Annotated in this window: 18 protein-coding genes and 1 pseudogene; 8 read left to right on the top strand and 11 right to left on the bottom strand. The window is 59.3% G+C overall.

Going from position 1 to position 20818, the window contains the following annotated elements; genetic code table 11:
• Positions 1–82: 82 nt before the first annotated feature.
• From CUR21_RS05315 to CUR21_RS05285, 7 genes are all read right to left on the bottom strand, one after another.
• Positions 83–2128 (bottom strand): hypothetical protein, encoded by a 2046-nt coding sequence (locus tag CUR21_RS05315; protein ID WP_100195995.1) that lies wholly within the window; start codon positions 2126–2128, stop codon positions 83–85.
• Positions 2113–3024, bottom strand: coding sequence for a hypothetical protein (locus tag CUR21_RS05310; RefSeq protein WP_157791937.1), 912 nt, complete (start codon positions 3022–3024; stop codon positions 2113–2115). The genes CUR21_RS05315 and CUR21_RS05310 overlap by 16 nt, the downstream gene beginning before the upstream one ends.
• Complete coding sequence (locus CUR21_RS05305) at positions 3017–4033, bottom strand: hypothetical protein (RefSeq protein ID WP_100195993.1); 1017 nt, start codon at positions 4031–4033, stop codon at positions 3017–3019. The genes CUR21_RS05310 and CUR21_RS05305 overlap by 8 nt, the downstream gene beginning before the upstream one ends.
• A 6-nt stretch (positions 4034–4039) precedes the next feature.
• Entirely contained in the window at positions 4040–5101 is a 1062-nt protein-coding gene (locus CUR21_RS05300) for a GTPase-associated system all-helical protein GASH (protein WP_100195992.1), read from the bottom strand.
• A 21-nt stretch (positions 5102–5122) separates the two neighbouring features.
• Entirely contained in the window at positions 5123–6289 is a 1167-nt protein-coding gene (locus tag CUR21_RS05295; RefSeq protein WP_157791936.1) for an alpha/beta fold hydrolase, read from the bottom strand.
• A gap of 375 nt (positions 6290–6664) precedes the next feature.
• A complete protein-coding gene (locus CUR21_RS05290) occupies positions 6665–6964 on the bottom strand; it encodes a type II toxin-antitoxin system RelE/ParE family toxin (protein WP_100195990.1) in 300 nt (99 codons plus the stop codon).
• Positions 6961–7218, bottom strand: coding sequence for a type II toxin-antitoxin system ParD family antitoxin (locus CUR21_RS05285; protein ID WP_100195989.1), 258 nt, complete (start codon positions 7216–7218; stop codon positions 6961–6963). The genes CUR21_RS05290 and CUR21_RS05285 overlap by 4 nt, the downstream gene beginning before the upstream one ends.
• Positions 7219–7253: 35 nt before the next feature.
• On the opposite strand from CUR21_RS05285, the gene CUR21_RS05280 reads away from it, so the two are divergent.
• Entirely contained in the window at positions 7254–7763 is a 510-nt protein-coding gene (locus tag CUR21_RS05280) for a polymer-forming cytoskeletal protein (RefSeq protein WP_232622697.1), read from the top strand.
• A gap of 20 nt (positions 7764–7783) precedes the next feature.
• On the opposite strand, the gene CUR21_RS05275 is transcribed toward CUR21_RS05280, so the two are convergent.
• Positions 7784–8029: a WGR domain-containing protein gene (locus CUR21_RS05275; protein ID WP_100195987.1), complete on the bottom strand. Its 246-nt coding sequence runs from the start codon at positions 8027–8029 to the stop codon at positions 7784–7786.
• Positions 8030–8668: 639 nt separating this feature from the next.
• Here CUR21_RS05275 and CUR21_RS05270 point away from each other — a divergent pair.
• Together CUR21_RS05270 and CUR21_RS05265 are read left to right on the top strand one after the other, a co-directional pair.
• The gene (locus CUR21_RS05270; protein ID WP_232622696.1) at positions 8669–10255 is read left to right on the top strand and encodes an RcgA family putative transporter; all 1587 of its coding nucleotides are present in this window, start codon (positions 8669–8671) and stop codon (positions 10253–10255) included.
• Positions 10245–11246, top strand: a complete 1002-nt coding sequence (locus CUR21_RS05265) for a S9 family peptidase (RefSeq protein WP_100195986.1) — start codon at positions 10245–10247, stop codon at positions 11244–11246. Before CUR21_RS05270 ends, CUR21_RS05265 begins: the two co-directional genes overlap by 11 nt.
• Before the next feature lie 15 nt (positions 11247–11261).
• Here CUR21_RS05265 and CUR21_RS18865 read toward each other — a convergent pair whose 3' ends face one another.
• Both CUR21_RS18865 and CUR21_RS05255 read right to left on the bottom strand, forming a co-directional pair.
• Complete coding sequence (locus CUR21_RS18865) at positions 11262–11669, bottom strand: hypothetical protein (protein WP_232622695.1); 408 nt, start codon at positions 11667–11669, stop codon at positions 11262–11264.
• A gap of 247 nt (positions 11670–11916) precedes the next feature.
• Positions 11917–12636, bottom strand: a complete 720-nt coding sequence (locus CUR21_RS05255; protein ID WP_100195984.1) for a ParA family protein — start codon at positions 12634–12636, stop codon at positions 11917–11919.
• A gap of 562 nt (positions 12637–13198) precedes the next feature.
• Between CUR21_RS05255 and CUR21_RS05250 the strand changes: the two genes are divergently transcribed.
• Genes CUR21_RS05250 through CUR21_RS05240 form a run of 3 tightly spaced genes read left to right on the top strand, consistent with a single transcriptional unit; the run spans position 13199 to position 18108 of the window.
• Positions 13199–13801: a helix-turn-helix domain-containing protein gene (locus CUR21_RS05250; RefSeq protein WP_100195983.1), complete on the top strand. Its 603-nt coding sequence runs from the start codon at positions 13199–13201 to the stop codon at positions 13799–13801.
• Positions 13788–16139, top strand: a complete 2352-nt coding sequence (locus CUR21_RS05245; protein ID WP_100195982.1) for a relaxase/mobilization nuclease domain-containing protein — start codon at positions 13788–13790, stop codon at positions 16137–16139. Before CUR21_RS05250 ends, CUR21_RS05245 begins: the two co-directional genes overlap by 14 nt.
• Positions 16132–18108 carry a type IV secretory system conjugative DNA transfer family protein gene (locus CUR21_RS05240; protein WP_100195981.1) on the top strand — a complete coding sequence of 659 codons (1977 nt, stop codon included), beginning with the start codon at positions 16132–16134 and terminating at the stop codon, positions 18106–18108. Before CUR21_RS05245 ends, CUR21_RS05240 begins: the two co-directional genes overlap by 8 nt.
• Positions 18109–18340: 232 nt before the next feature.
• Here CUR21_RS05240 and CUR21_RS05235 read toward each other — a convergent pair whose 3' ends face one another.
• Positions 18341–19060 carry a hypothetical protein gene (locus CUR21_RS05235; protein ID WP_100195980.1) on the bottom strand — a complete coding sequence of 240 codons (720 nt, stop codon included), beginning with the start codon at positions 19058–19060 and terminating at the stop codon, positions 18341–18343.
• Positions 19061–19220: 160 nt separating this feature from the next.
• Here CUR21_RS05235 and CUR21_RS05230 point away from each other — a divergent pair, with 160 nt between their 5' ends.
• Positions 19221–20093 (top strand): LysR family transcriptional regulator, encoded by an 873-nt coding sequence (locus CUR21_RS05230; protein ID WP_100195979.1) that lies wholly within the window; start codon positions 19221–19223, stop codon positions 20091–20093.
• Between the two features lie 315 nt (positions 20094–20408).
• Positions 20409–20818: pseudogene (locus tag CUR21_RS18860) on the top strand (integrase); the annotation flags it as partial.

Here is a 20818-nt window from a genome sequence, read left to right as displayed (position 1 = left end):
GAAACCCGCCGGGCCAAGAGACAAGTCAAGCGTAGCAGAGAGATCCCTGCGTCACCAAAGCAACCGGATCCCTAACTCGTTGCTATTTGACGAGTAGATCGATCAGCTTAGCGCGCTCATCCCACCAACTTTCGGGACCGCCGCGAAGTGCACTGCGCACTTTGTCCAGATACTTCCGCCCCCGCCAGGTGTCGGCGGCGAGGTCGACCAGCTCTTTCCAGAGGTAGCCGTCGTTCACGACAGTTCCGAACTCAATTGGTGGAAGGTCCCGGTCTACGAATTCCTCAACGACAGCGCGACGTAGCTTCTCGCATTGGTCCCAATCACGCCAGGCCGAACCATAGGGCAGTCGCTGCTTAGCTATGCGCCAAGCAGCGTCCGAGAGGCGCTCCCGGGCCATGGCCTCGTGAAGACGTTGTACGGAGAGAAAGAAAAGTCGGCCCCTCGACGTTGATCGCCATCCTCTGGCGCGGTTGAATAGGAAAGCAGCGAGCAGGTCTTCGGACGCAACGTCGTCAGAAGTCCTCGTGCGCTCGACGGCCACTACCCAAGGGTCTGTCCCAACGCTGTTCGGCACAGCGTCGGGGTCGAGGACTTCTGCGAGGACTAAGAGCAACGGCCGGTGCGCAAGCCCTCCATCTGACATCTTTTCAGCTATGTCGTTCGTTCGCTGGGCAATGGCACGGATCCAGCCCATTCTTGAGCGAATCCCTACGACATCCATCCCAGATAGGATGTTCAACACCGGACTGATGCCAAAGCAGTCGACCACCATCCGCGAACAGTCGTCTCTTTCGGCCTCCGCAATTGCGCCGACGATTCGCGTCGCATGCTCTTGATCAATGTCTAGCGAGCGGATCAGTGCCAAGGCGTCGATGGCGGTGATCCGCCAAAACGACGCGTGTTCGAGGACGTCCGGGCGGGACAAAAGCACTGCCGCGGCTGCCGCAGGCATGACGTTAAGCGCGTGCACGAGCTCTTCGGGGTCGGCTCCCGGAAGGGCCGCTGCGACCGCTTTCTGCAGCGGACCCTCCTCGGCTAAACCGTCGGCGAGCAGATCGGGTCTCCAGCGTAGGACAGCGCGGCCAACGATGGCCGGGTCGACTCCGAGCAGGTCGCGGTCTGCTCGGACCTGCTGAAACGCGAAATCCAATAGCTGGTGGTCGTCGACCACAGATTGCGTTAGCACGACTCGCGCGGCTGCGGCCCGTCCCATCCGGCCCTGTCCAGAACCCAACCTCTCGAGTTCGGAAACGGCGGTCGCCAACTTCGACTGACCGGCCTCCGGCTCCAATGCCCCGTGCAGGTGGATCAGTGGAACCATCGCCGCTCGGCCGTTAGTGACGTCTGATCCCACGTCCCGAAGGAATTGCCGAAGGTGCGATCGCTCAGGCAGCACTAGGTCGTCGACGAGAGCATCAAGCCAGTCGCCCTGTTTGACCGCAGTTGCGACGATGCTGTCCGGCATTTTCGATCGAGTTGCTCGGCCCGCATCCACGAGCTGGAGGTCGAAGGTGTCCGCCGACGTCGAGCGATCGTCCGCAGAGAAAGAGCTGAAGCGGAAGGCTCGCCGCAATCGGGGCCACTGCTGCATCCAGATCGCCAACACTAGGACGTCGTCGCCGGGACCCTCGCGTTCAGCGATGATCCTGTTCTTCGGTTTACCGTAGAGCGCATTTGCCCATTGGCCGGCTCGGTCGACATCGTGGGCTGGCACAACCATCGGCGTCCTCGTCACGGCGACCTCCAGCCGTGCAGCATACTCGGAGCCGCCCCCCCCAGATGGACGCCGGAAGCAATCGAGCAGGCTGAGTGCCGAGCCCAGACGCGCAAGGTCCCCAAAGTCAATCAGAAGCGAATGGGTCCACACGCAGCCCGGCCGGCTCATCTCAGGTGCTGCCCACGTCCGAGCAAGCACGTATTTGCCCGATTCAGCAAGCGGGTAGCCGGTGAGGTAGCCCTCCGACGGGATGCGGCTGCCGCTAGCGGAAGCGTCGCTCAGCACCAGCATGTTGCGCGCATCGGACTGCGGTGGCTTGAACGATCCGTAGATCAGCCGATGGCCCTCGCTGTACCCGTGGAGCGTCTGTTCAAGCCTTATGCGGTCCATGTTCAATGCATAAGCCATTGCAACGGTTCGGTCAGGTCCGTCGACTCTTGCTCGCCGAAGACGAGGCGGATGCGGTCAGCCGGGATGTCCACTTCGCGTAGCCGGTCCGCGTCGCGACCCTTCATCGTCTTCTTCTTCGAAGCTCCGTCTTCGACCGGTTCGGTGTTGTCGTCATTCCCGTCGTACTCTCCGCCCTGCGCACTAACGCCGTAAACTCGGCTCGTCCAGCCGTCGCGACCGGCTTCGATGTACTGTGAGAGCAGTGGCATTTTCGCGGTCAGGAAGGCGTCCGGTGTGAGCCTCTCCCCCTCAACTTTGTCCCAGGCGCTGATCATAACGACGAGCCTGCGTCCGGCTCGCCCAACAGGCGGGTGCGAAATCAGTTGGAGGAGATCCACCAGTTGCACCTGGGTCGGGGCGAGACTCGGATGCCACTCCTTCGCGAGTGCCTCGACCTTCTGCCTACCCGTCGCCCTGCGCTGCGCGGCTCGCTCAGTGACCCAAGCAGGCGCCTTCACCTTGTTGCCGTTGACAAGGAGCATGATGTTTCCGTCTGCTAGACTCTCGCCGAGCACGCGCCCGAGCTCGCGGTTCTCCCACATCGCACGGAAATCTTCGCCAGGAGCATCGGGCAGGGCGACCTCGACCACGTTCCCGTGAAGGTCCTGCAGGTTCATTCTTACTGCGCTAAGACCGGTGAGCCTGGTCCGAGCTTGTTCAGTCGCCTTCCGCCAGACCCTCACGATCTTTCGCAAATAGCTGTGATCGTTCTTCCCGATCGACTCGATGGTAAGTGCCTTCTGGAGTCTAGGTTCGTTCACCAGTTCCCAAAGCGCCGCTATAAAGGTCGTCTTACCGGATCCAGGTAGGCCGATGATCGAGATCGAGACTTGTTTCTTGATGCTGTCAGCCACCATCCATCTCCTTGATCCTGAGGCCATCGAACACTCGACCGTTTCGGTGGCGGACCCGAATTGCCTTCGGCTGCGCGCTCGGTCTCAGCCAGAAGTCCAGCAACTCATCCAAGCCTGCGCCGCGCACGAGGTTCACATCTGCGGGCGAGGCGGAGGTGACGAAGGTTCCGAACTCGCCGAAGTGGTCGGCGAACGCATCTCGGACATGGTCGGCAATTGCTCTGAAGTCCTGCTCGACTCGATCCTTACGGGGCGATGCCTGTACGGCGTCATTTTTGGTCAGCACAATGGCAAGGTTTGGCTTCCTCAAGAATGCGCCGTTCTCGGCCATGCCACGGACAATGAGTGGGATGGCCCCCATGACGTCCGCACGATCACTAGGTGATGTGAGCCGCCGCCCGTCCACTAGTATGGTGATTACATCTGCCCGCCGCAGTTCGAACATGCCAGCCGCGTTCGCCGCGAGATCTGCAACTTCCTCGTACTCCTCTCCCGAACGGTCGGCAATCAGAAGTGACTGGAGTACACCATTACGCTGCACGTCAATATGGTAGAACCGAACCTCACCCCGCTTGGTGCGCTCGGAGTGCGGCTCGTTGCGTTCCGACGCGACCCTTGCATCGTGGCAAATCATTTCGAAACCGTGCAGCGTCGAAGATCCAGCGAAGACGCTGTCGGAAACCGCCCGCAGCTGGAAAAGGTCAAATAGACCCGCGATGACGCTCGTTTTACCGGAATCGTAAGCCCCGATCAGGCCGATCATACGCGACGGCAGCATGGCTAGTATCTTGTCGGCGCCCCCACTATCTAGCGGGAGAGCGTCGGGCAAATGGACGCCGTCGAACACGCTGGTAGATTCCTGACCGTCACCGACCTGCTCGTCGTCCAGCTCCTCGGGTTCCCTACCGTAAAAAGGGCATTTTGTGAGATCATCGTGGCCTTCGACGCACTTACCGCCTTGAGCGATGCGGCATTCGCGGTTCGCGCAAATTATCTCTGTTTCTGCCATTTGGGATCAACGCAGCCAAAGGTTTTCGCGGTAGAATAACTCCGCTAGGGCCAAGGGGGACATCGCTGCGGCATGGTCGATTCCTGTGATGGCGGCCCAGCCCGCGATCCAACCATCACCGGGCCCGGTCTCCTGCCGCTTCAAGAGAGCGAAGTGGATTGGAGAGGTCGCGGGGGACGGCTTGCAATTCTTCAAGGCCGCTGCAGTCCAGTCATCCGTGACTGCGTTCACCGCATCTACGATCCTCAAATGTCCGGTGCAATCGACGCCCGCCCGTGCCAACAGTGCCGGCACTGAGTTGGGACCGGGAACGATAGTGGTCAGCGAGGCCAAATCTCGAGCGAGGACGAGCGGCTTCTGAGTGGCTGGGACGTCGGTGAACGGTTGGTCGGGCATCAGGGCCCTTTGCCCGAATACCCAGGAAAGCATATCTAGCTCCTCGTCTGCCTTCTTGTTGGCGTGGACCAAGATCTTCGTCGACGCATTGAACTTGGTGACGACGTCGGCGAGGGCTTGGTCCACCGCTTCGGCAAGTTGATCGAATACGCCCTTGAACGTAGACGGCGCGTTGGCCTGAGCTGAAGAGAAGTCCAACTCACAATCCAATTCCGGAACTTCGATCTCGACCTTTCCGAGATCGGTCCGCTTGCGCCGACTGGCGGCAAACTGTGAAAGAGCGTTCTCAGCCGCCGTCACCAGATCGATTGGTAGTGTAACCTTGCGTGCGCCGTTGCAGGCGGTCGTTATCACTGCCATCGCCGCTGTAGATTTCGTTGTGAAGTATTGCATCAGCGCTGCAGCCGCAAGGATCTGGTCTTGCCGAACGCCATGCTCGATGGAAGGATCGGCATCCGAAAACGTCTTGCGGAACGCCGCAAGTTCGGTTGCCAGATCGTCCTGCTGGTGACCGCTGGCTGGCGGCTTGGTTTGGAATACAAGACGGGCGAGCATCTCTACCCGCGAGTTCGTATAGCTGCCGACGAATTTCTCCACACCGGTCCAACGCAGGGACCTCTGTGCACCGTCGGTCGAAATTTCGGAATAGAGTTTCGGAAAGTCCATATGCATATTAATCTCGCTCTCCCTTGTTTATTCCCGCACCTTGACCAGCTTCTCAAGCTGATCAAGGAGGTTGCGCTCGGATGCGCGAATCAACGCAACACCGTAGCGCTGCAGCTCCGGAAGGTCGACTTCCCCCTCACTGATTAGGCCAAGTTCGAGCGCGATCTCACGCCGGTCGCTTGCGTCTAAATCCCAGAAGCGGTCGACAAGATGCTTAGTTGCGGGGTCGCCCATGATTGCCTCTAAGCTTGCGTGGGGGAAAGGGGCTATCGCCTCCTCAACGGCAGAAAGCGACGTCTGGGAAGGTTGTCCACCCGGGGCTATGTCTTGGAGTTTTGTAGAAAGCATGTTGTTCGAAGAGATAGCTAGTGAGTCCTGGCCTGATTCTATCGGATTGATGCGACTTTGTTTGACAGAATCTCCGGCCGTGCCCGCCCGTGTTTTGGTCAGACGCCATTCTGCTACAAAGTGCTTAAGCTGACGATGTTGGATCGCATGTTCATTCTCGATCTTCACGATTGAGAAGTGGTCCGACCCAGGTACTTTGTAGGGTTCGGCAAAATAGCAGGCTCCAGAAAATGGCTCGACTACCTGTTTGCGTAACAACCAGCGTGACGCAACGAAGCGATCTTCAATTAGTTCCTTTCCCGATATTGGAAGAAGTGCCCGCTCCTTCAAGTTCCGAAAGTCATGGTCCAATTCATGCAACCAAGCATTAGAACGGGCAGAACGTAGTGCGGCCACCTGAAGATGTCCGACAATTTTCGCTAGGGGACTCACCAAGTTGGCGTAATCTGAGCCAAGCGATGGCGAAGCCAAAAGGAAAAGCGCGATTTGCACTTGGCGACTAATCAGTTCGGCGGCTTGTGATACTAGATATCTGCGCGCTACGATTCCCCCCATGCTATGGCACACAAAAACCAACTCCTTTGAACTGTTTACTCCATCGACGGAAAAATGTTCCTTCAACGCATTGGCTGCGTCGACAAGACCATAGTTTCCGGAGAAAAAACCCGTTCTATACGTAAAAACGTAAACGCTAAGAGCCGACATGTCCGGATCCTTGGCGGCAATTTCTGGCCAATTGGCTCCGCTTGGATGCCGCCAGCAGCTTTCGCCGCTGGACAGGACGCCGTGAATAAATACAAGGACGGGTGCGTTTGGCAATCCGCGTTTAACCCAATCACCCTTCATCGCGCCCCCATCGTCGTCATACCTCAAGATAGCAAATGCGGCATCGGACTGCACGGGAGAAACACTCGGTTTGCACGTCTATCCGGTTGGTTCGCCGATCTCCCAAGTGATCAAATGGTAGTTTTGTCGAAGCGTCGCAGGTCCTTCGGACGTCGTCCTGTGTTCCTTTGCGGCATCAGCAGCTATGCGAGAGTATGTCTGCGCTTAGATTTCTTTGAACTTGGAGCCGTCAGTCGGTATGCAGCCCCAATCCGGTCGTTGGCTCTTGCCGCACCGAACGGTTGGCGAAAGTCCCAAGTATTACATAATCAAAATTATGCGATGCGACCTTCGGGCTCCGTAAACCAGACACCTCTTCCCGCAGAACACTGCGCTTCAGCCCTCAGGGAACAGGATCGCTTCGACATTCATCGCGCCGTTTAGGATGTGAAGGATTGTGATCCGGTCATAGCCTTTAAGGTAGAAAATAAGATAGCGACCATGGACGCGTCGACGGATGCGATGATGCTCATAACGTGGCACGATCGGCCAAGCGTCTGGCATGTCGGCAATATCAAGACAGCGCTCGTAAAGTTCGCGCACGAAGCTCAAGGCGCGCGTTGGGTTGTCTCGCGCGATGTGATCTGCGATTGCTTCCAGGTCGGCCTCTGCCGCGCTGGTGAAATCGACATTCATCCCGATGCGCTACCCATGCTTTGATACTTGGCTTCAAGCCTAGTGACCACATCGGACACGGGTTTGACACGTCCCTTCTCGGCGTCATCAAGACCGCGCGCCAAGGCCAAATCGAGCAAAGAAAGCCGAGCCTCACGTTCTTGGATCAGGCGGATGCCTTCCCGCAGCACTTCGCTCTTCGAGTTATAGCGACCTGTCTCTACAAGTTTTGCGACGAAACTTTCAAGCTGCGGTCCGAGGTCAGCGCTGATCATGGGCCCTCCGATCTTTGCCCTATAAAGTAGACCTATTGATAACTGTTATCAACATTGAAGTTTTCTCTGTCTATTTCCCGCACAAAGGGAAACGCGCTTCTTCGCCGATCGCTGCTCGGCCACTTGCCCAAAGGTTGCGCTTCTGTTCCAGTCCACGCACGTCGATTTTGATTGAAGGCATAGGCATGGCTCAGAGCAAAGAACTCCCAATCTGGCCGGAGGCTGCACGAGCAAGTGCCCGGCGCAGCATCGTGGCGGCTGACCTGGTGATTGAGGGTGACGTCACCTCCGCAGGCGCGTTTGATATCGAGGGACGGATCGTCGGATCTGTCCAAGCACCCCAGGTTGTGGTTGCGGCCACAGGACGGGTTGAAGGCTCGGTGATTGCCAACGACCTTACTGTCTTGGGGTCGATATCTGGGTCGGTTTCGGCGCGAAATGTGCAACTCGGGACGAGTGCTGTGGTTCACGCCGATGTCTTGCATGAACGGATTGCGATTGAGGCGGGCGCCGAGATGGAAGGCCTTTTGCAGCGACATCGCTGATCGATAGTTGGCTGTAGATTTTACCCGTGTTTTGCGTCTACCGGATTATAGCCTCGACGCGATTTCTGCCGCAGGGTTCGGTCCGCGGACTGCTGTGCCTCATTGATACTCGGCAATGTTTCGATCGTTGTGCGGCCGTTTGTGCCTATCCGACCCCAATGGCGCAGGACTGCAACCTCACCAAAAAGGGTTGGCGCGAGGTCAATATGGTAGAAGCGCGCCATGTTGGCGTTCGGGTCGATGCGATGCAGATATGTGTGAGCCATGGTAGCCTCCGGCGTAAACCTTGTGCCGAACAGCTTTCGATGTCCAATTCAGTTTCTGAATCAATCTGGGCCGAAAGATTCCGGAGTGTGATGAGCACAACGTATCAGCAAAGGCCCGTCGCTCCATACCTTGTCGGTTGGGCAACTGGCGACAGGACAAGTGCTAGCGTGTTCACTGTCTGCTGTAGGGCATAAGACACCGCGTCGTGGGCGTGAGGTTAAGCTGCCTTGCTCATCGGCTCGTATCGAATGCTTGCCACTGCATCAGTCAGCCATGCCGGCTGCAGATCGCCATTGTTCCATTTGTAAAGATATCCCACCAACCTGTCCGTCCTTTTGCAGAGGATCCGCATCACGGGCTCAGCGGTTAGCCGAGATTGCATGTGGCCTGGAGATTTGACGGCCCCTGCCGTTGGTTTCTTCGCGTGTGGCATTCGAAATTTTCCGACGTTGTTCAGGTTGAGGGGCAGCGCTTTCGCAGCGACGCACAGGCGTAGTTTGGCCTGCTAGATGCTGTGCGAATGACATTGGCGTGTGGTCAGTTGCTACCCCAGGTTGTGCGGGCTAGATGCTGCCACGCGGATGCGAGATCACGTCCCATTACGAACCAGTGTGAAATTAGTCGAAAAGTTTCCTTGTATGCTGCTGATAAAGAACGGAAAGTTTTTCATCTCGCCAGAGCGAAGTGACGAAGACTTCAAGGAACTGTTTGCACGCGTCGCGGCTGCTGGGGTTGGCCGACCCGTCGACAAGGATGGCGTTCCTCAGGGTCCATGGACGCCCGATCTCTTGGCGGATGCGATCTCTGCAATCGACGCGAACCGAGCTGGCATTGAGTTGCGCACTGTCCAACTCTGGTTTGAGGACAATGAGAAGGGCATCAGTGCTACCAACATACGTTGGCTTGCGCGGGTTCTGGGCTGCAATGATCCTGAGGCGACCAGTGCTTGGCAAACGGCGCTGAGTGCAGCCCAATCTAGGTTGGTCGCCAAAAGGCGAACTCGTAAGCGTGAGGACCTTGCTCCTGAGCCAGAACAAGTCGAAGGTTCGACTGCCGCCGCAGACTTGGAAGAGCTGCAGGTCGAAGGCGCTCCGCGCCGCTTTGATCTGGCAAGCTTTACCGAAGCGTTATTCTCAAGAGGGTCCCTGCTGTCGCTGCCGGCAGCTGTCTTCGCAGGGGCGGTCGCGCTTCAATTCTTGTCCTATTTCCTGTCCATCCACAGCTTCACATATGTCCGAGAAGACGGCGTGATGAAACAAGTCGGGTTTCTCTGGGCGCTGAATTGGACTGTTCTGTTTGTGCTCTTGTTGCCTCTTGGCCTCGCGATCGTTGCCGATTTGCTCGCGAAGTGGAAAAATGTGAGCCGCCCCGTGCTCGTGGCAGGCTTTGAGGACGGTGCTCAGATAGAGCCTTGGTCGAAAAGGGTTGCCGCCTCTGGCTATACCTATTGGACCGTATTCTTGATCTGTGTTGGCTTTGCAGGCTTGTTCCAATGGATAAGTGTTCGCCTGCTTCCCTTGTTGAATGGTACGAGAGATCAGGCCATCGATTGGGGATCGATCGCGCTGGTGCAGCCGGAGCAAATTGGGATCTTCGAACAGACCGCGTTCACCGGAATAGCCTATCTCTATATGTGCCTGTGCTTTTATCTGTTCTTTGCCGCAATGGTCCTGTGTTCCAACATGATCGACGATGTTGTGGCCATCCGCACCGTCCTGGCGGCTTCAGAGGGAACTGATCGGTCGGATGAGCTAAACGCAAGCGCCCGTGAGATCCTTAGGGGGGTATTTCGGTATACGGCACTTGGCTTGCTCGTCGCCACCTGCATGAAGATTGAAAGTCTCTATCGACTGACGTCTGCCTCTAGCGTCTGGGCTTGGCTGATTGCTGATGGACAGGCCGCATTTGGATTGCAATCTGCGCCTATCAGTTGGGCGTCATCTCCCGGTTTGACGCATTATACCAGTCTGCTTGTCGCGTTTCTTGCTATGGCCATCTATCTTTACGGACGGGTCCGACTTGGAGAGTTGGTGTCTGCTGACAGGAAAACGCTTCGTCCCGGTCTCGCTATTGCAGTTTTGTTTATGGCATATGTCCTCGCCGGCATCGTTCCAGGCTTCTCTATACTTGTTTTTGCGGCTTCAATCGTCGCCTTGCTAGGCCTCTTCGATCCTGAGTTCAGGTTTTTGGTGCGCCGTACCGGAGGGTCACATTATGCTCCATAAATGGCTGGACCAATGGGATGAGCGCAGGATGCGGCGCCGTGATGACGTCAAACATCCCTCAGAGCTTGAGCTTGATCCGTGGCGCGCCTTTCCTGAAGCGAAAGATTTGGCAAGCTTTGCTGAATTTTGCAGACACGCGGAGATGATGGTCGGTCGTTCGAACAGCTTCTTCGCCCCAGCCGAAAATCTTTCCGATGTTACCCATCAAGATGGGTTTCTGAGTTTCCGATCTGACATTTCGACCGGAACGATTGAGAATGACACGGTGTACGCCAAGGTGTCGGAGGCAAAGTCATCCGATCACGCCCTAATAGTCTTCCATCATTGGAATGCATCTGATCGAAACGCGCAGCTTGCCCAGTTTTTTGCAAAACGGGGCATCACCGTGTTTGAGATGGCACTGCCCTACCATCTGGAACGTAAACGGCTGGGTTCTCTGCACGCGGATTACATGCTCAGCCCTAACTTGGGGCGGACACTTCAATCTGTTCGCCAGGGTGTGATCGACGGGCGACAGCTTGTGAGGATTGCAGAGCGCGCCGGATATCGAAAGATTTCAGTTCTCGGGATCAGTCTTGGGTCATGGGTGGCGGGCCTGATTGCTGCGCATGACCTTTCTGTGCACAAGGCGAGCCTCTTGCTCACCGGTGGCGACCTTGCTGAAATGGTTTGGACGGGCGGGGCAACGCGACACATCCGAACAAGTCTAGAAGGCAAGATTGAGCTTCAAGATTTCCAGCGGGCTTGGGCTCCGCTTAACCTGACAAACTATGCCCATCGATTGGCCCGACCTTCTCTGGACCTGCAGCTCGTGCTTGCGCGACGCGATCAGGTTGTTTTTCCAGCTTTGTCCGAGAGGTTTGTCGACCAGCTGCGAGGTGCAGGGGCCTCGCCTGACGTCAGGTGGATGAATTGCGGCCACTATTCTCTTACGTTGCCACCTTTTGTCGTTTCCGTTGGGCTCAACGCGCATCGGTTTTTTGCGCGCTAACAATTGAGCTGCGCTTTATTCGTCCTGCGGCGTTGGTAGACTGGGGCCTTCGCTGAGTTCGACTATGATCGCGTCGATTTCGGCCCAGACACGGGGCTCCAACTGCCCTCGGATCAGGGTCCACTTACTCAGCACGTCCAGCGGGTCGTGGGCGCGCAGGAGGGTGGTCACAGCGCCGACATCGACTGCCAGCGAGGTTCGTGCACGCCATTCGGTGATCCGTGTGCGCTGCTCCTCGGCGGGAGGGACGAAGTCGGCCCCGAGCTCCCAGTTCTTCACTGCACGGCGCAGGGCGGCGCGGATGACATGGGCCGGATCGACGCCGCAGTCGATCAGGGCGTCCTCCTGCCGTTCGAGGGCGTTCACCCGGATGTCGATCTTGCGCGTCGCCGGACTGCGGCGTGGGCGGGTGGGAGATACCATGGCCGCGGATGCAGCACGCTCGGCCGTCTCCGGTCTGGGCTGAGGAGCGGGCGCAGGCTGCGTACTTGGCGGCGAAACAGCGTGACTGTCCAAGACCACAGGCTCGACGTTTGCAGCTTCTGGCATCGTCTGAGCTCGTAGAACCTCTTCCCTTCCCGGGTCTTCTACCACCTCTGGTCGCAGGGATGCAGCATAAGCCCGGTCGGGCCGCGTGATTGTCGGGATTCTCTTCCTCACAACCCTGTCCTCACGCGGCCAAGATGTTGTTGAGGATGTCGGTCGCTTCTTCGAGAGCCTCGACCACGTGGCGCACATGGGGGCGCATGAGGGGGTTCGGATCGGCCTGCTTCTGCAACGCCACAGCGTGCAGGAGGCCCTTCTCGTCCATTTCCTTGTAGACATTCCGGCGCATCATCACGGTCTCGACCACCGGGAACCGCGCAATAGCCGCCTCGATGAGGGCCGCATCTGCGCGCGTGGTCTTGGGGTCGACCATGTTCAGAACGACGTGGTGCCGCGGCAGGCTTTCGGGATCATCGACGCGGGCACGCAGTTTCTCGAACCAGTCGGCGGTCTGCGCGCCGACATCGAGGTCGGAGGTCGAGAGCATCACCGGGGTTACGATGTGATCGGCCAGAACGGCGATCCCGTCCGACCACTCGGCCCCGACGCCAGCTGTATCAATGAAGATAAAATCTGCCGAATCCGCCGCATAGACCTGCTCGATCCGGCGATCCACGGCTCCCACACTTTCGACGGTCGCAGATCGCAGGAGCGGTGATCCCAACCCCGCGGCTTCAGCCCGTTTGTGCCAGGTGCCGAGCACGCCGGTGCTATCGGTATCGATCAGAAGGACGCGACGCCCGGCGGCAACAGCAGCACTTATCAAGGCGCGCGAGAGCGTGGTCTTGCCACTCTCCCCTTTCCGGGCCATCGCAGCGATCACCACGAGATTGTCGTTCGGCATGGTGGGTGGACCTCTCGCAAGAATAGTGAAACGCAGCAAAGATGTTTCCATGTCGCTAACCCCCGTGTGCGACGGCGTCAAGCAGAAGACGTGATGCAGGTTCCCTTGGGCGGAATACGGGGTCCATGGTGCATCGCGCAGGGAGCGAAAAGCACCACGCTCTTGACACCTGATGTTCTCCCGTCCGCGCGATGCGGTCCCCAGATGACGCGCGACATGCGACATCGGCCATAGTGCGCGACGCAGGAGGCGTGACGCATACCGCACGGGACGTGGACCATCGGGCACCACGCGCGATGCGGACAGCACGGGCCATCTGCCACTCGCCAGAAGCCGTGCTGCAGGGCGCGCAAAACGCGGTCCAAAGGACGCGATGCGCGGTGCAGGCAACGCGGGACGCGTTGCATTGAGCGCCTTGCGCGCTGCATTTGCCAAAGGACGTCAAATCGGCCCGAGAGGCCGATTTTCTGCATTGAGTACAAGCCCTTGCGGCCTTCTCCGCTTGTGCTGGGAGAAGGCGGGCTTGTACGAAGTTGGCAAGAAATAGGAACGTATACTTCACATGAGCAGCAGTCGCAGACTGACCGATCAGGAGCGCCGTCAGATCGTCCGGGAACGGGCGAAAGGCGTCTCGGTCAGTGCGATCAGTGCGGCGCTGAAGGTCTCGCCCAAGACCGTCTACAACGTGCTCGGCCGGGGTCGTTCCGCCGTCTCCGCCAATGACAGCCGCACCCGTGTGCTGACCATGCGCGTCTCCGACCGCGACCTTCGCGGCTTCGATGCGGCTCTCGCGCGACGTGGGATCGCGCATCGTTCGGACGCCATGCGCTGCCTTATGCTGGCCGCTGACGATCTTTTGCGCCCCGATGAGGGCATGACGCATGAACTGAGGGGGTTGAGCGCAGCGCTGAACCGGGTCGGCAATAACGTGAACCAGGTCGCGCGCCGCCTGAACGAGGCAAAGCTCAAAGGCGAGCGTCTGCCCTATACCCCCGCCAGCCATGTCGAGATCCGCGATCTCGCGGTGCTCGTTTTCGACATGGCCGACCAGATCCAGGAGATGTTCCGCGCGCGGCGTCGCGAACTGGACCTCGAGGTCACCAAGGCCCTCGCCGGTCTGGCGCGGCAGGAAGCGGAGCAGGTGGCCAAACATGGCGTGGAGTGAGGTGCGCGGCGTCAGCCCCGCTCTCTTCGATCGCGACTGGAGCCGGGTTTCGGGCAGTTGGCAGGGCCTGTCGAAGAACGCGCAGATGGTCCGGGCGGCACGCGGCTACTCGCCGGCCATCTTCAAGCCGATCTCGAAAGGCGGGTGCCACACGGGCGCGCAGCTAAAGGCCCAGCTCACCTACCTCACCACCAAATCGAGCCATATCCTCGACAGCCGCGGCACCCATGATGGCAAGAAAACCCTGACCGAGGCGGAGATTGACCGGGTTGTCCGGCGCTTCGAGAACCAGTGGGGCGAGCGGCACAGCCCGAAGCTCGGCCATACCTCGCATCTTCTGATGGCGTTTCCCGTCGGCACCACCGGCGAAGAGGTACGCGCGATCACGGAAACAGTCTGCGAGCAGTTCTTTCAAGGTGAGGGGTCGCAATTCGACTATATTGCTGCAATACACCAAGATCGCGCGCATCCACATGCGCATATCGTTCTGAACCGCCGCAGCAAGGATGGCGAAATGTTCTTTCTCGGGAAGGATCACCACTTCAACTACGACGCCTTCCGGGTGGCGATGGTCGAGGCGGCACAGGTCCACGGGATCCGGCTCGAGGCAACACGGCGTCTCGACCGGGGGGTCACGACCTACCGTGCCGAGATTGATGAGGTCTACAAGGCCCGTGACGAAGGCCGAGCGCCCGTCGAGCGCCAGCGCACAGGCGCTGATCTCGCCGCGGCGCTGGAAACGGTGGCGCGCAATGCGCTGACCTATCGGGGTCTGGCGGCCGAGGCGTCCCGGTCGAACTTCGATGACGTGGCCGAGGCGCTTGAGCGGGCCAGCACCATCCTTGCCAGGGGCGGTCAGATTCAATCTGACGGAGCCATCTACATGTCCCAAGACGAAACAACGTTTGATACGCTGATCACCGAGTTTTCTCAGAACATCCGTCAGATCGAAGCGGCGATCGACCGGGCACCCGCATCCGAGCGGCCGGAGATTGAGCGCAAGCTCACCGATGTGCTGGCCTCCGTTGCGCATCTCAATCCGCTCGGTGAACGCTCGGCCGCCCTCCTCGACGCACCGTCCCGGGACGGGGTCTATGCGCGGGCCAATATGCGCGAGGACCAGATGGGGCGCCTCGACGACGATGCGGTGAAGACGCGCCTCAGCGAGGCGCTGCAGGGCACTGGGATCGATCCCGAAGCCGTGGCCGCTCGCATGCGTGAGGGCGCAGGCAATGCCGCCCTTGAGCGCCAATGGCTGGCGCAGGATCTGCGCGCTATCGCCAAGGCGGGCGATCTCGATCTGGAGAAGGGCGAGGACCGCGAGAAAGCCCTCGACAGGCTGGAAGCCGTCCATGTCCGTCTGGGCGACACCCTGACAGATGCGCGCATCCTGCGGGCCGCCGATGAGGTGGATGACACCAAGGATGACCCGGTTGCCCTGGCCGAGCGCGTGACGCTGCCGGAGCGCGAGCGCGCGGCGGGCGAGCCCGACATTTTCGTCCCGTCTGAGCGCCGGAATTTCCAAGACCTTGTTGCTCAGTTCCGCCGGACGGATTTCGACCATCCCTTCTCTGATGATCCGTCCGTGCGCCGAGCCGGTGCCGTCGAGGTCGAAGAGGCCCGCGCCGCCTTCAACGCCTTCGCAGAGCGGTCGCCGGATCATGCCGAACTGGCGTCGATAGCCTGGGACAAGATCACTGACAGCCGCAAGCCGCAGGAGTTCGCCGTCGAGGAAAAGGACCGCACACTCCACGTCGGCGACATGTACCTCGCGCTGCGGGATCCCATGCAACATCTCGGCCCGATCACGGAAGACGACCGCACCCTCGCGCGCTACCGCGCGGAAATGCCGGACGAGGAGTTCGGGGCGGCGGTGCAAGAGGAAATCAATCGCCTGCGCGCCATGGGGGCATCGCGCGCCTATATCAGCGAGCGGAGCTTCGACATCGAGGATCAAGCGCGGCAGGACTATGCCGAACGGCGCTTTATGGCTGAGACCGCCCCTGATGTGATGACCTTCCTGCAGCGGGCAGAGGCCGAGGACGTGAAACCGCTCACCGAGACTCACGGCCAGCGCCTCGCCGCCCAGATCGACCGCAACCTCACGCCGAACGCGGTGACGGCGCTGCGCGCGGGGCACGCGGATGTGTTGGAGAAGTTCACTGAGCACCCGTTGCGGCAGCTGGAACTCGCCAAGGCCTATCTGGAGAGCAGCGAGGTGACGGCTCACGGCCCCGCCATGGAGCGGGTGCTGGATGCCTTGGCCGAGGAGCAGATCGAGGCGCAGCGGGCACGTCACGACGCTGCGCATGGCGAGAAAGGGATCACCCATGGATAAGGGGAAGATCGCAGGCGGGATCCTGAGCCTTACGCTGGTCGGCCTCGCCATCGGCTATGTCGTGGCCACGGGCTACCTGTCCATCCGCTATGGGCTGTCGACGCAAGCCTTCGACGTCACATTACTCGCGCGGGAATACCGCGCCCTCGGATCCAGTGCCCCTCGGGACTTCCTCTGGGTGAACCTGATACTCGCAGGCTTCGGCATTGCCGCGCTGATGCTGAGCGTCACGCTTCTCGGCGATGCCCTGACGCGTTTCGGCACGACCCATTGGCAGACCCGGGGCGAGATGAAGCGCAACGGCTTCTTCGCCAAACCTGGCGGCGGCTTCCTTCTCGGCAAGCTTGGCCCTCCGAAATCGAAGCGTCCCTTCCTCGTCTCGAAGACCTTCCCGCATGCGCTGATCGTGGCGCCCACGGGCCGAGGCAAGGGCGTGGGCTTCGTGATTCCGAACCTGCTCACCTACAAGGGCTCGGCCGTGGTGCTCGACGTAAAGGGCGAGAACTTCCGCGAGACATCACGCTTCCGCGCCAGCATGGGCGACAAGGTCTTTCGGTTCGCGCCGACCGACTGGGACCGCCCCACCCACCGCTATAACCCGCTGGCCCGCATCGCGGCGATGACCAATCCCGACCGGCAACAGATGGAGTTGAAGCTCACCGCCAAGCTCTTCCTGCAGACCGACAACGAAAAGCTGAGCGGGCTCCTGGCCGGGGGCATCGACCTCTTCGTCGCGGCCGGTCTTCTGGCCTTTGAGCGCGGCGTTCCGACCATCGGCGAAATCTACCGCATCACCGCCTCGGGTGGTGACAAGCAGAAGGAATATCTGAAGCGAGCGCATGAGGTGAAGAACGCATCGGCCAAGCTGATCTTCGAGCGCATGGCCTCGACCAACAACGACACCCTGACCTCGTACCTGTCGCTCCTGATGACTTCGGGGCTCGACACCTGGGACAACCGCGCGATCGACGCGGCCACCGCGACCTCGGATTTCTCCTTCCGGGATATCCGACGCCGCCCGCACGCGATCTATCTCGTGGTAGAGTCCGAGATGATCCGTCCCCTCGCCCCGCTGATCCGGCTGTTCTTCTCGGACCTGATCGCGTCGTTGCAGGCGCAGGAGCCGGGGGACGACGAGCCTTGGCCCGTGATGATCATGCTCGATGAATTCGACCGGCTCGGGAAAATGCCGATCGTCGCCGAAAGCATCAAGACGCTGCGATCCTTCGGCGGAAACCTCGCCATCGTCACCCAGACCATTCCGGCGCTGGACGAGATCTATGGCGAAAACACCCGCCGGTCGCTTCAGGGCGGCGCAGGCGTGAAACTCTACCTCACCCCGTCCGAGCAGAAGACGATCGAGGAACTGAGCCAGGCTGTGGGCAAGACCACCAAGCGCGTAGTCACACGGTCCCGTGCGGTCGGGCGCAACCCCTTCGAGGGGCGCAGCGTCTCCGAGCGGACCGAGGACACGCCGCTTCTGACCGAGGACCAGGCCCGCCGGATGGACCTCGACGAGGTGATCCTCGTGATCGACGCGCAGATGCCGATCCGCGCGCGGCGGATCAAGTACTTCGAAGATCCGGCACTGAAGGTGCTTCACGCGGGTCAAGCGGGGAGTTTCCCGTATCCGGATGAGGACGGGCTGCGGCGCGATCGGCAGATGACCGAGACGCGGGAGACCGTGGAGAAGCTGAAGCAGGAGTTGCAGGAGGTGCGCGCGGCTGCAGGGGCGAATGGTTCAGCTTCCGCGTCGAAGGTTGCTGAGACACCTGCAAAGGAGCCTCCACATCCGAAACCAGCGCTATCAGTTCGGGCGTGGGGTCGAGCGGCTCGAGTGGCCGCTGGTGGTGCTGGGGCAAGTCAATTGTCATTCGATCTGGCAGCTCTGGGGCTTAAGGAGGCGGAGAAGACCGAGCTGGAGACGGCGGTTCAGACGACAAGAGCCATCATTGCCGAGTTTGCGTGACCGGCCCTTACGGCCCATAGCTGCCGCTCGGCAAGGTGGCCGGCGCTGCAGTGCAGCTTCACCAGACCGGTCAATTGCATATGCGGCAGCATTTTCGGTGGGTGAGCGTCGGCAGAGTGGAACAAAATGCCGATTCGCTGCGGTTACTCAGCCGCTTTGGCGTGATCTCAATTAAAGCAGCAAAGCGCCCGATGGTTTGCACCAGGCACCTCTTTCTCAAGGCAGCTCAAGATTATTTGGCAGCGAGGATGTCAAAATTACGGACGTTTGCAACCACACCGTCGTTCCATCCGCCAGCGACCAGTTCCGAAGCCCTTTCATTCAGCAGCTTGGCAACTTGTCCGGCAAAGTGCGCTTCGCGGCCAGAGTTGTCGGCAAAGATGTCGAAGATGGCAAAGTTGCTCTCGTCAATTTGCAGCGCCGCCCAGAACAAAGTTTTTGGTTCGGTATCTGCAACGATGGGGCCGGCGGCGGTCAGCAAAGCTGCCAGTTCGGGGCCTTTACCCGAAGCAGCTTCGAGCTTGATGTACGTTGCGGTCGTTGCCGTGTCGAGATCAACCGGCGCCTTTACCGACAGGACATCGGAGTTGTTGATATTCGCGACAACACCGTCTTGCCATCCTCCGTCGACCAGCGTGTCGGCATTTTGGTTCAACGCCGCAGCAACCGCTCCTGAAAAGTGAGTATCGCGTGCGTCTTCATCTGCAAAGATGTCAAAGATTGCGAGCGTATCCTCGGCTTGCAGAGCAAACCAAAGCACAGTCCCCGGCTCTGTTTCTCGCACGATGGGTGCGGCGCCCGCCAGAAACTCTGCGAAGGCTCCGCTCTGGCCTTCGGCGGCCGGCATGGCGATGTAGCTGGCAGTATGATTTTCCATTGGATTGTCCTGTGCAGTTGCAGAAGTTGTGATCAGTGCCAGTGCGGCGAATATCGGAAGGATTTTCATGTTCATGGTCGTCCCCTGACTTAAAGTTCGTCGTGTTTGGTTTCGATGCACTCTTGTCCCATGGCGGATGGGTCAGACTCCAATTCCGAAGTTCTATTTTTTGATAGACATGGACTATGGAGGTTGCTTTGATGGCCTGCGTTGAAATGTGGCGGAGAATGCGGCGATGGAAATGAACCAGATCAGGTATTTTCTCGCTCTCTGCGAGCACCGAAACTTCACCCACGCAGCCAGTGCCTCCAATGTCTCCCAACCTTCCTTGACGACTGCGATCAAGAAGCTTGAAGACGAGCTTGGAGGTGAGCTCTTTGTCAGGGACCGTGCAGGATGCAGGCTTACAGCCCTCGGGAAACTCATGCTGCCAAGGTTGCAGAGGATTTACGATGAGACGCGCCAGGCGAAGGCTGAGGCGGTCCGTCACATGCGTTTGGAGCGGGTTCCAATCTCTCTCGGTGTCGGCGAAACGATTGGCCACAACCTGATTTCGGCAGCTATGGAGCGTACGCGTAAGCGGTTACCGCAAGCCGAAATCGAATTGATTGTTGCATCATCCTCCGAGCTTCTTGGCGGGTTGCGAGATGGTGACTTTGACGTTGTCGTCACCGCGGACAAGGTCAGTGCAGACCTCTATCGTATAGATTATCTCTATGAAGAGGACTACAAGGTTGTGGTTTCAAAGTCGCATCCGTTGTCTGAACTAAAGGCGATTTCTCTTTCGACGCTTGCTCAAACTGACATGCTTGACCGACTGAATTGCGAAATGCGGGATACTTTGCATGGAACCTGCGCGGATCATGGTCACGAACTTTACGCCGCCTATCGGTCAAATCGCGTGGATTGGTTGGTCGAACTTGCCCGACAGGGATCGGGTGCGGTGATCCTGCCAGTCACAGCTATTCCTTTGGACATCGGCCTAGTGTCTATACCAATCGATGGCCTTGAAATATCAAGAACTGTTTTGGCCCTTCGATATCGGCACCAAACGACGAGACCAGAGACAAATGATCTGATCCGCGAGATGATGCGAACGCAAGCGTAGTGGGTTTGGCAATCGACAGTGGCCCATCGTGTATCATTCTGCACTTAGGGCTCAGACTAGGCTTTCGTGGCATCAGGCTCGAATTACGAGTGACCCTGAAATCGGGGGTAGGTCACGTCGTGCTTCGTGTAGCATGGCAGGGCGCTAACGCTGAGACCATAATTGCCGCTTTCATGTTTCAGACAGTGTGTCTTTTGCACGCGCAGCGAAAGTCGGCAATCCGCCCGACGCTCCCCCTCCCGGCCTGAGACGTGGTATCCTGTAGTGGTCGGCATGACCGAAGAAGGGTCGGCCCGGCGGACAGGAGGTAGTCCCATGTCCGTCGATTTTCTTCCCGTCCTCCATCCTGTCCGCGCCCCTTGGAACAAGGGACGCATCATCGGGCAGAAACGCCCGCTGCTGCCCCGGCATGTTTGGTCCATACGCGTCCGCCTCGAGATGGCGGGCAATGCGCGCGACCTGGCGCTGTTCAACATGGCCGTTGACAGCAAGTTGCGCGGTTGCGATCTCGTCGGCCTCAGGGTCCGGGATGTCTTCGCCGCAGGGCGGGTCAAGGAACGAACCTCGAAGATCCAGAGCAAGACGGGAGACCGGTCCGGTTCGAGATCACCGAGGCGACGCCGCTGTCCCTCGAGCGCTGGAGTCACAATCCCGAAATGTTCGGACTGGAGTTCCTGTGGCCCAGCCGGATCCACGGCACCCCGCACCTGTCGACGCGACATTAT

The organism is Pseudorhodobacter sp. MZDSW-24AT, from assembly GCF_002794355.1.
Taxonomy (GTDB): domain Bacteria; phylum Pseudomonadota; class Alphaproteobacteria; order Rhodobacterales; family Rhodobacteraceae; genus Pseudotabrizicola.
This window is presented reverse-complemented; position numbering and strand designations above follow the sequence as displayed.